Source organism: Halorubrum lacusprofundi ATCC 49239 (assembly GCF_000022205.1).
Taxonomy (GTDB): Archaea; Halobacteriota; Halobacteria; order Halobacteriales; family Haloferacaceae; genus Halorubrum; species Halorubrum lacusprofundi.
On sequence record NC_012029.1, the window covers coordinates 1,820,497 to 1,834,526 of the forward strand.

15 protein-coding genes and 3 tRNA genes are annotated in these 14,030 nt (G+C 66.7%); 10 read left to right on the forward strand and 8 right to left on the reverse strand.

The annotated features are described in order from the left end of the window. From HLAC_RS08955 to HLAC_RS08965, 3 genes are read left to right on the forward strand one after another with little or no spacing between them, the layout of a single operon-like run. A complete protein-coding gene (locus HLAC_RS08955; protein ID WP_015910520.1) occupies positions 1-804 on the forward strand; it encodes an amino acid ABC transporter permease in 804 nt (267 codons plus the stop codon). Then, entirely contained in the window at positions 801-1,547 is a 747-nt protein-coding gene (locus HLAC_RS08960; protein WP_015910521.1) for an amino acid ABC transporter ATP-binding protein, read from the forward strand. The genes HLAC_RS08955 and HLAC_RS08960 overlap by 4 nt, the downstream gene beginning before the upstream one ends. Beyond that, entirely contained in the window at positions 1,547-2,473 is a 927-nt protein-coding gene (locus HLAC_RS08965; RefSeq protein ID WP_015910522.1) for an amino acid ABC transporter permease, read from the forward strand. Before HLAC_RS08960 ends, HLAC_RS08965 begins: the two co-directional genes overlap by 1 nt. Before the next feature lie 6 nt (positions 2,474-2,479). Here the strand turns inward: HLAC_RS08965 and HLAC_RS08970 are convergent, their stop codons facing one another. Then, positions 2,480-3,553, reverse strand: a complete 1,074-nt coding sequence (locus HLAC_RS08970) for a zinc-dependent alcohol dehydrogenase family protein (protein WP_015910523.1) — start codon at positions 3,551-3,553, stop codon at positions 2,480-2,482. Between the two features lie 292 nt (positions 3,554-3,845). Between HLAC_RS08970 and HLAC_RS08975 the strand changes: the two genes are divergently transcribed. Further along, positions 3,846-4,967: a sensor histidine kinase gene (locus tag HLAC_RS08975; protein ID WP_015910524.1), complete on the forward strand. Its 1,122-nt coding sequence runs from the start codon at positions 3,846-3,848 to the stop codon at positions 4,965-4,967. A gap of 63 nt (positions 4,968-5,030) precedes the next feature. On the opposite strand, the gene HLAC_RS08980 is transcribed toward HLAC_RS08975, so the two are convergent. The 7 genes from HLAC_RS08980 to HLAC_RS09010 all read right to left on the reverse strand — a co-directional run bounded on the left by HLAC_RS08980 (position 5,031) and on the right by HLAC_RS09010 (position 11,179). After that, positions 5,031-6,533: a replication factor C large subunit gene (locus HLAC_RS08980; RefSeq protein WP_015910525.1), complete on the reverse strand. Its 1,503-nt coding sequence runs from the start codon at positions 6,531-6,533 to the stop codon at positions 5,031-5,033. A 128-nt stretch (positions 6,534-6,661) separates the two neighbouring features. Continuing rightward, on the reverse strand, positions 6,662-7,762 hold the full coding sequence (locus tag HLAC_RS08985) for a DoxX family protein (protein ID WP_015910526.1): 1,101 nt from the start codon (positions 7,760-7,762) through the stop codon (positions 6,662-6,664). Between the two features lie 182 nt (positions 7,763-7,944). Beyond that, positions 7,945-8,015: transfer RNA gene (locus HLAC_RS08990), tRNA-Pro, on the reverse strand. A 75-nt stretch (positions 8,016-8,090) separates the two neighbouring features. Next, a complete protein-coding gene (locus HLAC_RS08995; RefSeq protein ID WP_015910527.1) occupies positions 8,091-9,122 on the reverse strand; it encodes an RNA-guided pseudouridylation complex pseudouridine synthase subunit Cbf5 in 1,032 nt (343 codons plus the stop codon). Positions 9,123-9,144: 22 nt separating this feature from the next. After that, on the reverse strand, positions 9,145-9,723 hold the full coding sequence (gene cmk / locus HLAC_RS09000) for a (d)CMP kinase (RefSeq protein ID WP_015910528.1): 579 nt from the start codon (positions 9,721-9,723) through the stop codon (positions 9,145-9,147). Between the two features lie 93 nt (positions 9,724-9,816). Continuing rightward, positions 9,817-10,149, reverse strand: a complete 333-nt coding sequence (locus HLAC_RS09005) for a DUF7977 family protein (protein WP_015910529.1) — start codon at positions 10,147-10,149, stop codon at positions 9,817-9,819. After that, positions 10,139-11,179, reverse strand: a complete 1,041-nt coding sequence (locus HLAC_RS09010) for a zinc-binding dehydrogenase (protein ID WP_049933715.1) — start codon at positions 11,177-11,179, stop codon at positions 10,139-10,141. The genes HLAC_RS09005 and HLAC_RS09010 overlap by 11 nt, the downstream gene beginning before the upstream one ends. A 239-nt stretch (positions 11,180-11,418) precedes the next feature. Between HLAC_RS09010 and HLAC_RS09015 the strand changes: the two genes are divergently transcribed. The 6 genes from HLAC_RS09015 to HLAC_RS09040 all read left to right on the forward strand — a co-directional run bounded on the left by HLAC_RS09015 (position 11,419) and on the right by HLAC_RS09040 (position 14,012). Next, positions 11,419-11,504, forward strand: a tRNA-Ser gene (locus HLAC_RS09015). Between the two features lie 57 nt (positions 11,505-11,561). Continuing rightward, positions 11,562-12,086: a 30S ribosomal protein S13 gene (locus HLAC_RS09020; RefSeq protein WP_015910531.1), complete on the forward strand. Its 525-nt coding sequence runs from the start codon at positions 11,562-11,564 to the stop codon at positions 12,084-12,086. Beyond that, positions 12,083-12,610: a 30S ribosomal protein S4 gene (locus HLAC_RS09025; RefSeq protein WP_015910532.1), complete on the forward strand. Its 528-nt coding sequence runs from the start codon at positions 12,083-12,085 to the stop codon at positions 12,608-12,610. The genes HLAC_RS09020 and HLAC_RS09025 overlap by 4 nt, the downstream gene beginning before the upstream one ends. 6 nt (positions 12,611-12,616) lie before the next feature. After that, on the forward strand, positions 12,617-13,006 hold the full coding sequence (locus HLAC_RS09030) for a 30S ribosomal protein S11 (protein ID WP_004046448.1): 390 nt from the start codon (positions 12,617-12,619) through the stop codon (positions 13,004-13,006). Position 13,007: 1 nt separating this feature from the next. After that, positions 13,008-13,760, forward strand: coding sequence for a DNA-directed RNA polymerase subunit D (locus tag HLAC_RS09035; protein WP_015910533.1), 753 nt, complete (start codon positions 13,008-13,010; stop codon positions 13,758-13,760). Positions 13,761-13,927: 167 nt separating this feature from the next. Next, a tRNA-Leu gene (locus tag HLAC_RS09040) sits at positions 13,928-14,012 on the forward strand. Positions 14,013-14,030: the final 18 nt, after the last annotated feature.

Sequence of the window (14,030 nt, forward strand, 5' to 3'; positions counted from 1 at the left end):
ATGTCGGACCCGGCGACGCTCGCGCTCGCGGCGGTCGACAGCCTCGGCGCCGCGGGAGCGCCGTCGGCCGCGCCGGGCCAGCCGCTCATCGACTTCGTCTCGCGGCTCGTCGGCGAGGCCGCGGACTGGGAGTTCGTCTTCAGCAACGCCGACTACCTCGGCGTCGGCGCCCTGTTGACGATTGGGCTCACGGCCGCATCGATACTCCTCGGGTTCGTCGTTGGCTTTCCGGCCGGCGCGGTCGAGGTGTACGGCGACGGCCCCCTCAAACGGGTCGTCAGCGCGGCCGGGATCGTGCTCCGCGGGACACCGATCGTCGTGATCCTCATCGTGATGTACTTCGTCGTCGGCGTCCCGCAGATCAACCTCGGTGTCGCCTCGATCTCCTCGGCGATGACGGCCGGAATCTTGGGGCTCGGCCTACGCAGCGCCGCGTACCAGTCGCAGATCTTCCGGGCGACCTTATCGAGCGTCGACGACGGCCAGCTTGAGGCCGGGCGCTCGATCGGGCTCTCGCGATTCGAGGCGGTTCGATACGTCGTCGTTCCGCAGGCTCTGCGCCGGTCGATCCCGGGCTTTCAAAACGAGTTTACGATCGTGTTGAAAGATACGAGCATCGTATTCGCAATCGGGCTCGCGGAGCTGCTGACTCGGGGATACGACCTGTTCTCGGAGCAGACGACCGCAGTGCTCGAAGTCATCTTGTTCATCAGTGCAATCTACTTCGTCCTCACGTTCACGACGAACCGCGCGCTTGACCGCCTCGGCGACTACTACGCAATTCCGGAGGGGGAGTCGGCGTGAGTGATGACAACTTCCTTCGCGTGGCGGACGTCTCGAAGTGGTACGGCGAAGAGCAGGTGCTCCGCGATGTTTCCTTCGAGATGGACCGGGGCGATGTGACTGTCCTGATCGGTCCCTCTGGCTCCGGGAAGTCGACCATGCTGCGCTGTGTCAACCGACTTGCGGAGGCGCAGGAGGGGTCGATCCTGCTGGACGGCGAGGAGGTACTCTCACCGGATCTCGACGTCAACGATCTCCGCCGCGAGGTCGGGATGGTGTTCCAGGGGTTCAACCTGTTCGCGCACCTCACCGCGGTCGGCAACGTCGCGCTCGGCCCGCGCCGCGTGCTCGGGCTCTCGGAGACGGAGGCCCGCGACCGCGCTGAGGCCCAACTCGAACGCGTCGGGCTCGGCGAGCAGCTCGACTCCTACCCCGCGGAGCTGTCCGGGGGCCAACAGCAGCGCGTCGGCATCGCCCGCGCGCTGGCCATGGAGCCGAAGCTGATGTTATTCGACGAGCCGACGAGCGCGCTCGACCCGGAGCTCATCGGCGAGGTGTTAGAGGTGATGCACGGGCTCGTCGACGAAGGGATGACGATGCTCGTGGTCACCCACGAGATGAGCTTCGCCCGGGAAGTCGCCGACGAGATCGTGTTCCTGGACGACGGCCACGTGGTTGAACGCGGGCCGCCCGAACAGCTGTTCGATCACCCCGAGGAGGAGCGGACCGGCCGGTTCCTCGAACGGATCGCGAGTCACGACTGATGGCGAGCGCGACGAGACCCGCGACGGTCCGGGAACGCGTGGCCGACTCCGACCGCTCGGTCGGCCGACTCCTCCTCGTCACGGCCGGCGCGCTGTTCTGGGGCTGGCTCGTCGTGAGCTGGGTCAATCGGTGGCTCGGCGGAGTCATTGTGCCGATCGGCCAACCACTCGTTCCGCCGGGGGCCGTCGAGACGGCTCTCGGATCGATTCCGGGGATCGCCGCGTACGCGGCCGACGCCGCCTTCGTCGTCGAGATGACCCCCGCTCTGTCGCGCGGGACGTGGCTCACGGTCGTGATCACCGCGATGAGCCTTGTTCTCGGATTCTTCATCGCGGTTCCGCTGGCGGTAACCCGTGTGTACGGTCGGTTCTCGGCGTGGCTCTCGCTGGCGTACACGGAGCTGTTACGCGGCACTCCACTCTTGGCGCAGCTGTTCGTGCTCTACTACGGGCTCAACCTTGCGAGCTACGTGCCCGGTTCAGTCTCCGGCGTGTTCGCGCGGGACGTGGTCTGGGTGGCGATCCTCGGGTTCACGCTCAACGGGGCCGCCTATCAGGCCGAGTACATCCGAGGCGCCTTAGAGAGCGTCGAGGAGGGGCAGATCACCGCCGGCCGTGCGATCGGGCTGTCGAAGGTGGAGACGATATACTACGTCGTGCTCCCGCAGGGACTCCGGTACGCGATCCCATCGTGGACCAACGAGTTCGTCTACCTGATCAAGTACTCGTCGCTTGCGGCCTTCATCACGGTCCCCGAGCTGTACTACCGGGCCGACCAGATCGCTTCCGAGACGTTCCGCTACACGCTCATCTTCGTTGTGACTGGACTGACGTACCTCGCGTTGGTTCTCACCGCCTCGAAGCTGATGGAGCGCGTCGAGGAGAGGGTGGCAATTCCGGGGCTCGGCACCGAGAGCCAGGAGTGAGCGGCGTTATCTCCCAAAGTCCGTAACGACCTCGACGCCCCGCGCATCGTACTCGCCCATCGCGGCGAGCCGTTCTGAGACCTCCGAGAGCGCCAGCTCCTCGCTCACCAGCGCGGCGGGGTCCACGTCGGTCGCCTCGACGAGCGCGAACAGGTCGTCGTAGCTGGTCGGGGGCATCCCGCGCGAGCCGACGAACGACACCTCCCAGCGAGTCATCCAGTCGGTCGGCAGCGACACCTCACCGCGCTCCGCCTCCGTGGTCAGTCCCACCTGCACGTGGGTCCCGCGGGGGCGAACGGACCGGACCGAGTTGCGGCACGTCTCGGCGATACCGAGCGCGTCCACAGAAACGTCCGCCCCGCCGTCGGTGAGGTTTCGAACCCGGTCCGGAACCGTCTCCTCGTCGAGGTCGTTCGGATTCACAGTCTCGTCGGCCCCCAAATCGCGAGCGAGCGAGAGGGCGTCGTCGTCGACATCGACCGCGACGATCCGTGCCCCGAGCGCGTCGCCCAGTTGGACTGCCGAGAGCCCGACGCCGCCGCAACCGTGGACGGCCAGCCACTCGCCGCCGTCGAGTCCAGCCCGCTCCGCGAGGGCGTGATACGCGGTCATGTACCGGCAGCCGAGCGCGGCCGCGGCGGTCGCGTCGAGCCACGGCGGGCGCTCGACGAGGTTGTAGTCGGCGTCCGGGACGGCGACGCGCTCGGCGAACGCGCCGGGCGCCTCGGGCTCGAAGCCGAGCGCTCGCCCGTCGTCACAGACGTTCCCGTGTCCCTGCCGACAGCGCGGACAGGTGCCGTCGCCGAGCGAGAACGGAACGACGACGCGGTCGCCCGGCGCGAACCGGTCGACGGAGTCGCCGACGGTAACCACTTCGCCGGCGGGCTCGTGGCCGAGCACCTGTCCGCGGGGGACGCGATCGTCGGCCCACTCGCCGTGGCCCGCCCACGCGTGCCAGTCGCTCCGGCAGACGCCACAGGCCGTCACGCGGACCACGGCGCCGTCCGGGCCGGGTTCCGGGTCGGGAACCTCGTGGATGTCCAGCGGTTCGCCGTACTCGCGGAGGATCGCCGCGCGCATACCACCACCACGATCCGACGTCGATTAAAACTGCGTTCCGCTCTCGGCCGGCATCTGCGTTACTTGGATCCGCCGCCTTGCAGTGTCTGAGGCGCGACCCAAACACATATTGTATGTGGCATATCTGTGGAGAAAATTTGCCGGCCAACTTTGTTTTCAGCCACACACTGCTCTTTTAACGGGTTTAGAACGCATATTATGTCTCTGAATTAACTAGAATATTGGTAATAGGATTGATTTTTGAGAAAGATTTATTATTCTACAGTAAGGTGTGGCAGGTGTGACGCAGCCGATGGACCGTCGGCCGGGAGTCGCGTATCGACGACCGGACGGCGACCCGACCCAATTTACCGTCGAGGCCGCGGGTGAGTCGCGTCTCAACACCGACGCGCTGCCGCAGACTGACTGGCTCCGAGTCGTCGAACCAGACGACAGAGACCGGCTTCGCGACGCGCTCGACGGGGACGCGGTCGACGTGACGTATCGGCTCACGGTCGACGGCGAGTCCGCGTGGGTCCACGAGCGCGGCGCGCGCGACGAGAGCGGTGATATCGTCGGCTACCTCTTCTCTGCCGACGATCGGGTCGAGCGTCGTAAACAGCTCGAACAGCAGCGAGAGCGGCTAGAAGAGTTCGCTAGCGTGGTCTCTCACGACCTGCGGAATCCGCTCTCCGTCGCCGTCGGAAACATCGAACTGGCCCGGGAGTTCGACGGCGAGGAGGTCGACGAGCGGTTGGACCGCGCGCACGACGCGCTCGACTGGATGGACGACCTCATCTCGGATGTCCTCGCGCTCGCCCGCGAGGGCCGATCGGTCGAGGAGACTGCAACCACCGATCTCCGGAGTGTCGTGGATCAGGCCTGGCGGACGGTCGGCGCCCCCGAAGGCGTCGTCCTCGCCGTCGACGAGCCCCTGCCGCCCGTCGAGTGCGATCGGAGCCGGCTCCGACAGGCGTTAGAGAACCTCTTTCGGAACGCGATCGAACACGGGACGCCGGAAACGCTCTCCGTCGATCCCGTCGAACAGAACGCCGGTAGATCGACCGACAACATCGATCCCGAGACGTTCGGCGGAGGTATCTCCGAATCCGGGATCGTCGATTTCGAGAGTGCGGCCGACTCCGACCCGTTGCTCCGGGTCTTCGTGGGGCGGCTACCGAACGGATTCTACGTCGCCGACGACGGCACGGGGATCGACCCGTCAGAGCGCGACGCCGTGTTCGATCCGGGCCACTCGACCGAGAGGGACGGGACGGGATTCGGGCTCTCCATCGTCGAACGCATTGCGGAGGCCCACGGCTGGGAAGTTTCGGTCACCGAGAGCCGTACGGGCGGCGCTCGTTTCGAGTTCACCGGCGTCGACCTCGTTGACGCCGAGGAAACCGACACCGTTGGCACCGTGCCAAGCGAGTGATATTTATACCGTAACGAGCGCTGCGCCGCAGTGACTACCAGATAGTCCGTCCGTCGCTCCCGTTCACACGAAATCGCTCAGTCCTGCCTGCCCGTCGTCATCGTCGTCGTTCCCGTCGTTAGCATCGCTTCCGTCGCCGTCGGTTGTCCCGTCCGCGTCCCCGTCGTCGCCGGAACTGCTCGCTGTACCGCTCGCATTCGTCGTCTCGCCGTCCGACGCTCCGAGGTCGTCCGCTGCGTGGCGGCCGCCGGCGAAGGCGCCCTCGGCGTGGTCCTCCATCCGCTCCTCGCGGAGCGCCTGCGCGTCTTCGGCGATCGACGCCACCTTGTTCGTCGATTCGCCGGAGCCGGTGACGAAGGCGATTCCCGCCTCGTCGAGGTCGTAGGCGGCCGCCATCGCGACCGTCAGCTCGCGGGGCTTGCAGTGGTGGGTGACCGCCTCCAGAAACGGGAGCACCTCGCGACGCGCGGTTGCGACGCTGCACCCGCTCTTGGCAGCGATCTGCCCGACCACCTCGTCCGCGGTCGCGTCGGAAGGGCTCCAGAACTGCGGGCGGCCGTAGCGCGTCCACCCGCCCTTGGTCCCGTCGCGGGCGGCGGCGACGCCCGCGGCCGCGTTGTCGGTGGCGTAGCGCCAGTACGAGTAGTTCTGGGTGGCCCGGACGCGCCCCAGCCACACGTCGGCGTTCGCGAGGAAGTCGTACGCGCGCACCACCTCGCTCGGGTCGTACACGTCCAAGACGTTGTTCTCGATCCACTTCGTCAGGTCGTCGGGCGTCTCGTCGACGGCGTACGCCGACTGAAGCGCCTCCTCCGCCGATTCCTCTTTGAGGACCGCATCGAGGTACGGGAACAGCCCGAGCGCCTTGTCGCGGTCGCCGGTGACCACGTCCTCGACCGCGATCGAATCGCGCCCCTCCGTGGCGGCCTGCAGGTCGTTGATCGCGCCACGGAGGTCGCCACGGTTTCGCTCCGCGATCCGTTCGAGCGCGTCCGACTCGAACTCGATCCCCTCCTTGCGACAGATGTCGCGGAGGACGGGGACGATGGAGCGCGCGGAGACATCGCGGAACTCGATCTCCTGTGTGGCGTTCCGGAGCCCGCGCGCCATGTCGTAGTAGTCGTTGGCGATGAGGACGATGGGCTGACCCGACTCCTTGACCAGCTCCGTGATTGCGCTCGCGCCCCCGCGGTCGTAGTTGCCGTGGATGTTGTCGGCCTCATCCAGAATCACGAGCTGGCGGGAGGCCGTGTCGCCGCCGGCCGCGCCGCCGCCCGCCGCGCTCCCGCCGAGGGTGGCGTTGCGCGCGGCCCGCCCCGCGAAGCGCTCGATGACGTCGGCGGTGCGCTGATCGGAGGCGTTCAGCTCGACCGTCTCCCACCCCATGTCGTTCGCGAGCGCGTGGGCCGCGCTCGTCTTCCCGACGCCCGGGCTCCCGTGGAGGACGACGGCCTCGTGGTGATCGTCCCACGAGCGCGCCCAGTCCGCGAACGCGTCGCGGGCCTTGTCGTTGCCGCGGACCTCCGAGAGCGTGCTCGGGCGGTACTTTTCCGTCCAATCGGCCATTACCGGAGCAAGGAGCGAGCCGCGTTTAGTGATTGCGGAGCAGCGTCCGTCGCGGCCACTCGGCGATCCGGCCGTGCGCGCCTGCGACTCGGTCGTCGAGGCGCCCCGACCTGTCACCACCTTCGACCTCAGTCGGCCGCGATGACCGCCTCGTCGTCGTCAAGCGCGGGACGACCGACCAAGCGGTCGAACGAGAGCGGGCCGGACCCGAGCGTGAAGACGGCCGACGCCATTCCGAACAGCGCGACGTGGGCGAGGACGGGGTCGTCCGGGAGCCCGAACAACGTCGCCGTGAACAGCACGAACGAGAGCGCGGCCGCGCCGCGGGTGAAGAACCCGGCGATCAGCGCCAGCCCCACCGCTATTTCGGTCACACCGGCGCCGACGACCCACAGCCCCGGGTCGACGGGGACGACCGACGTGAGATCGTACTTCTCGACGACGAGCAACGCCCGGCCGGGGTCCGCGAGCTTCTCTATGAGCCCGAGGTACACGAACGTGATTCCCATTCCGACTCGGAGAATCGTCGGGACATACCGGCGTAGTGGGGCCGTTGGCGCGTCGAAAAACGACTTCAGGTGGTGGACGGGATCGATCCGACCGTAGTACGACCCCGGCGTACTCGCGACCGCCAGCAGCATGTCGTCGGCGCTCGGCCGACCGCTGCCGAGGATCACGAGCGCGACTAACACCGGGACGTACTCCATCGCGATGACGACGGCGGGGTCGGCCGCGAGGAGGACCCACGCGTACATTATTAGTCCAACTGTCGCGGCGATCCGCGTCGCGAGCCCGAAGAGGATGAAGAAACCGATCCCGATGAACAGTACTCGGAGGACCGGGCTCGATCCGGTGTCGAACGCGAGCGTCGGCGCGAAGAGGTATCCCTGAAACCCGGCGCCGACGAGGGGAAGCCCGATGGCGAGTCGCAGCATCCACGGGACGAGGTCCCCGTAGCCGACGAGCTTCTCGCGGAGGATGACCACGTCGGTGATCGTCGGTCGTACCCAGAGATACGCGGCGAGCCCGGCGATCGCGACGAGGCCGCTCCCCGCGAACACCGCGGCGTTCAGCGGCTCCGACAGCACCTCGACGGTGAACGTCACCGCGTCGATCGGGTCTCCCGTGTCTTCGGTGACGTAATCGACGTGAGCCGCGACCGGTCGCGCGACGAGCGTCGCGAACAGGGCGAGCGCGGCAACGGCGACCGGTCGGGAACGAACGGACATACTCCTTCTACGAGCCGAACGTACCTAACGGTGTTTCCTCATGGACGTTCGGGAGCGACCCTGAAACGGTCGATCCCTCCATCTGTGTATGACTGGCAGATTAGCTAGGCAGGTCTCCGCATATCAGATCGCCGTAAGGCAGCTACGCTGCCCGGTGTCACACTGTTTCCGTAAAATTCGTATGGGACCGCTGAGAGTCGAACTCAGGTCATACGGACCCCATCCGCATAGGATACCACTACCCCACGGTCCCTGTCTGCATCCGAAAAGATGAGAGTCCGGTAATTAAGGACTTCGTTTCATTCGTCGGCCACCGACCGCGACGACCTCAGACGAGGACGCGCTCCAGCGACACGACGACTCCCGACTCGGCGTCGGGGTCGCCGACCAGTCGCCCGAGACAGACCGCGGCGCCGTCAGGGGTGTGGCAGGCGACGAGCGGGGGGTCGCGATCGGTGTCGTCCCCGTCGTCTCCCTCCCCGCCTTCCGACACCGAGTCCACGTCGATGACGCCGGGGGCGTAGACGGGCGCGCCGGTGGCCACATTGCGCGCGGCGGAGGGAGCGATCGTCACCGACGGGAGATGGACCAGCGCGTCCTCGGCGGGGCGGACGACCTCGCGGAGGAACGCGTCGTCGCCCTCCTCGGCCCACGTGAGCCCGTCGACGAGGTCCTGTAAGGGGTGCAGGTCGCGGTCGTCGAACGGGTCGGTGGCGGTGCGGCGGAGATGGCCCATGTGCGCGCCGACGCCCGTCGCGAGGCCGATGTCGTGACACAGCTTCCGGATGTACGTCCCGGACTCACACCGGATCCGGAGGAGCGCCTGTCGGTCGTCGACCTCCAGCACGTCGAGATCGTAGATCGTACGGGTTCGGAGCCGGCGGGTCACCGCGCTCTTGCGCGGCGGCTTCTGGTAGATCTCCGCCTCGAATTCGGCGACCACGTCGCGGAAGTCCGCGGGAGGCGACCCGTGAAGCTCCAGCACCGAGACGTACTCCTTGCTTCCCTCCAAGAAGACCTGTGCGGCCCGGGTCGCGTCGCCGGTCAGCGTCGGGAGACAGCCGGTGACCTTGGGGTCGAGCGTCCCCGCGTGCGCGACCCCGTGGATCGGGGACCCGTCCGGATCCAGCGTCGCCAGCGTCTCGTTGATCGCGTCGCGCACCCACGCGGAGAGCTGGTGGGAGGAGGGACCGGCGGGCTTGTCGACGTTGACGACGCCGAACCGGAGCAGTTCCGGGACGGAGCGCTGGTCCGGCGGGGATCTGAGGGGGTCGACGGCGTCACCGTCGGCATCCGCGTCGGCGTCCCGCCCGGTGTCCGCCCCCGTGTTCGCATCGGTATCGTCTGAGTGTCGGGTCATGCGGGTATGGTTGGTTCGGCGGTCAGAAGTCGTAGCTCACGCCCTCGATCGGCGCCTTCCCCTCGTCGGTCGCGGGGTCGTACGCGTCGATGGTCGCGACGAGGACGTCGATGAACCGCTCCGGTCCCCATCGGGCGGTGTTGTACGCGGCGTCGTAGATCGAGAGGTCGCCGATGTCGATGTCGTAGTACTCGCGGTACCGCTTCTTCTCGGAGGCCTCGCGGCGCTCGGTCTCCGCTTTCGCGCGGTCGACGGGCTTCTCCTCTCGTTCGGCGATGCGCTCGGCGCGGGTCGACACGGGAGCGTCGAACCAGAACCGGAAGTCGGCATGGTCCGCGGAGAGCCACCCGGCGAGCCGCGACTCCAACACGAGGTCGTCGCGGGTCGTGGCGATCTCGTGGAGTCGACGGTCCAAATCTCGGTCGATCTGGGGGTCCTCCTCCGCGAACTCGTTGAACTCGACGGGCGTCATGTCGCGTTCGGCGGCCATCTCGCGGAAGATATCGCCGCCGGACACGTGATCGAGGCCAAGTCGATCGGCGAGTCCTGCAGCGTTCGTGCTCTTCCCGCTTCCCGGCGGGCCGGAGACGGTGATCAACATATCGCTACTGCGCGGGTGTCGTTCAAAACGGTTGTCGTTCGGCGCGCGGGCAGTGAAGAGCATCAGCAAGACGCCGCCGAACACGGAGCAATCTTACTGATCTCGGGTCGCCGCAGTCATCGACCAGACTGCGACTGCGCCGAGCAGAACAGCCGGGATGAGCGGTAAAGCGAGGTACGTCGCGAAAAACGAGAACCCGAGCGCCCCCGCCGCGTACGGGTATACGTAGATAATCCCGGGAATAACGAGGACGCACGTGAAAAGCACCGCCGTCAGCGCCCATCCCTTTCGCCCGAAGCCGTCGGCCTCGGGTTCGGACACCGAAACGGCCGGATCAGCGCCGTCACTCCCGCCGCCCTCGCTCGGCACGTGGACGTAGCCGCCGTCCGTGCTCTCTCTGGCGTCGCCGTCGGCTTCAGAGCTCACTATCGGGCTTTACGACCACTTTGCCAAAGCCCTCACGGTTCTCGATCATCTCGTGTGCACGCGCGGCCTCGCTCATCGGAAGTGTGTCGCGGATGTGCGGCTCGAAGGTACCGTCCCAGACGAGCTCCAGCACGTCGTCGACCTCGCCGGGGGTCGCCATCGTCGACCCGATTACGGACAGCTGGTTCCAGAAGATCCGGTTGAGCCCGGCGTCGGGATTCGGACCGGTGGTCGCGCCGCAGGTGACGAGCCGACCGCCCTTCGCCATCGACTTCAGCGAGTCGGGGTAGGTGGCTTCGCCGATGTGGTCGACGACGACATCGACGCCGCGCCGACCGGTCAGCTCGGCGATCTCGTCGGCGAAGTCGTTCGTCTCGTAGTCGATGACGTGGTCGGCGCCGCACTCCTCGGCGTGCGAGAGCTTCTCCTCGGTGGAGGCGGTCGCGAACACCTCACAGCCCGCGTGGTCGGCGATCTGCACCGCGGCGTGGCCGACGCCGCCGGAGGCACCCAAGACGAGGACCTTCTCGCCGGCCTCGATGTCGGCGCGGGTCTGGAGCATCCGCCACGCGGTCTGGAAGACGAGGGAGGCGGAGCCGGCAACCTCCCAGTCAACGTTCGAGGGGACCGGGACGAGGTTCTCGGCGGGGACGGCCGCGAGTTCGGAGTGGACGCCTCGAACGTGCTCCCCAATAATGTGGAACGACGGGCAGAGCGATTCTTCACCATGTCGACAGAACTCACACTCGCCACAGGAGACGCCGGCGCTCACGGCGACGTGGTCGCCGGGCTCAAACCGCGTCACGCCCTCGCCGACTGCCTCGACGACGCCGGCCGCGTCACTGCCGGGAATGTGGGGCATCTCCAAGTCGATTCCGGGCATCCCGCGACGCGTCCAGATGTCGAGGTGGTTCAGCGCGCCCGCCTTAACGTCGACAAGGACTTCGCCGCGGTCGGGCTCGGGATCCGGGAAATCGCCGTACTCGATCACGTCGCGGTCGCCGTGGGCGTCGAACTGGACGGCCTTCATGCCCGGACCCATCCGCGGCACCCACTAAACAGTACGCCAAACGGCTCTCCCTGCTCGTTTCTGGTTGGGCCGTCGTTTCCGATCGGTGAGAACCGACGAGGCCTGCGCTCCGAGGCGTGTGACGCCTCCACAGTCTCCGGTGCTTTCGTGATGTTTAAGTACTGAAGGCGGGACCATACGGATGCACGAACTGCAGGGGCGCCGGGTCCCGAGTCCACGAGGGCGATGATACGACGCGAGTTGCGGTAGCCAAGCCTGGCCCAAGGCGCAGGGTTGCTAACTCTGTGGCGTCACTGCCTCCGGGGTTCGAATCCCCGCCGCAACGCTCGAACGGACCGAGTACCGCCGGATTCGCGCCGGTAGGACTCACCACAACCAACACATGAGCACGGAAGAATCACAGGACGACTCACCGGAGGAGGAGGAAGACCTCCAGTACTTCGTCCGGATCGGGGGCGCTGACCTCGACGGGACGAAGACGGTCGAGCGAAGCCTGTCCGAACTCGACGGCATCGGCACGCGCACGGCGCGGCTGGTCGCCGAGAAGGCCGACGTGGACCGAAACGCCACGTTCGGGCTCCTCGACGAGGATGACCTCGACGCGGTGGTTGACATCGCCGAGAACCTCGAAGACCACGTCCCGTCGTGGATGACGAACAGACAGAACGACTTCTACTCCGGAGAGACGACGCACCTCGTCGGCACCGACGTCAGCGAGAAGCGTCGCCACGACATCAACCGGATGAAGATCATCGAATCGTATAAAGGCGTTCGCCACAAGCGCGGCCAGAAGGTACGCGGCCAGCGCACGAAGTCCACGGGACGGTCCGAGGGCACCATTGGCGTCAACGTCGAGGAGATCCGCGAGGAGATGGCGGAAGAAGAAGCAGCGGGTGACGAGGAATGAGCACCGGGAAAAACACCAAGGGCTACGAGACGCCGAACCACCCGTACCAGGGCGAGCGCATCGCCGAGGAGTCCGATCTCCTCTCACGGTACGGTCTGAAGAACAAAGAGGAGTTCTGGCGCGCTCAGTCCGAGCTGCGTAGCATGCGCCGCGAGGCGCGTCGCCTGCTCGGCGAGGCCCAGGGTGACGTCGACGTCGCTCAGGAGGCCGGCGCAGAGTTCGTCGCACGGCTCCGCCGGATCGGTATCCTCGGCGACAACGACGATATCTCCGCGGTCCTCTCACTGGACGTGACCGACCTGCTCGAGCGCCGTCTCCAGACGGTCGCCTACCGACAGGGGTTCGCGTCCTCGACTCAGCAGGCCCGACAGTTCATCGTTCACGGCCACATCACCGTCGACGGCGCCCGCGTCACGCGCCCGTCGGTGAAGGTCGACGTGGACGACGAAGGCGCAATCGCCTTCGACGAGAACAGCCCGCTCGCGGACGATCTCCACCCCGAGCGCGCGGAGTCACAGGAGTAACCCACCATGAGTGAATCCGAGGACGGAAAGTGGGGCATCGCCCACGTGTACGCGTCGTTCAACAACACGCTCATCACGGTCACCGACGAGACGGGCGCCGAGACGATCGCCAAATCGTCCGGCGGCACCGTGGTGAAGCAGAACCGCGACGAGGCGTCGCCGTACGCCGCCATGCAGATGGCGGAAGTCGTCGCCGAGCGCGTCAAGGACGCCGGCTTAGAGGGCGTGCACGTTCGCGTGCGCGGTCCCGGCGGCAACCTCAACAAGTCCACCGGTCCCGGTGCGCAGGCGACGATCCGCGCGCTCTCGCGTGCGGGCGTCGAGATCGGTCGGATCGAAGACGTCACGCCCATCCCGCACGACGGGACGAAGGCGCCAAAGAACAAGCGAGTCTGACATGACGGAAGACGACTTCGACGTCCAGTACGTCGAACGGGACGATCGCAGCGCGCGGGTGCTGATCCGCGGGCTCACCCCGGCGTTCGCGAACGGCATCCGCCGCGCGATGATCGCCGACGTCCCGACGTTCTCGATAGACACCGTCAGGTTCGTCGAGAACTCCTCCGTCATGTTCGACGAGATGATCGGGCTTCGACTGGGGCTCATTCCCCTGAAGACGCCGCTCGACGACTTCGAGGTCGGCGACGAGGTCACTCTCGCGCTCGACGTCGAGGGTCCGGCGACGGCGTACTCCGGCGACATCGAGAGCGCGGACCCGCTCGTCGAGGTCGCCGACGACAATATCCCGATCATCGAGCTGAAGGAGGGACAGCGACTGGAGTTCGAGGCCGACGCAGTGCTCGACACCGGTAAGGAGCACGCCAAACATCAGGGCGGCGTCTCCGTCGGCTACCGCCACCTCCAGCGCGTCTCGGTCGAGGGCGACCTCGGCGAGTTCGACGACGACGAGCCGCGGATCCTCCGCGGGGTTATCGAGACACCCGACGGGGAAATCGAACTTACCGACGAGTTCGACAACGATCTCTCGGAGCGGTTCCCCGGGAAAGAAGTCAGCGTCGAGGATGTCCCCGGCGCGTTCGTGTTCCACATCGAGACGGACGGTTCGTTCAGCGTCGAGGAACTGCTGCTCCGCGCCATCGACTCCATCGAGGAGCGCGCGGACGAACTACAGACGAAAGTCGCGGTCTAACGTAATGACGGACCTTCAAACCACACACACGGCGCTCGCCCCTGCACGAAGCTGCGGCGCCGCATTCCGATCCGACGTGGCGTCGGATCGGCCCGGATCCGAGTCGGGTCGTCCCGACGACGGGACCGAAAGTGGTTTGAAGGGAGCCGGATTACGCAGGAGTGCACGCAGGGATAGCCAAGTCAGGCCAACGGCGCAGCGTTCAGGGCGCTGTCCTGTAGAGGTCCGCAGGTTCAAATCCTGCTCCCTGCACTCCGTTTTCACTAACTC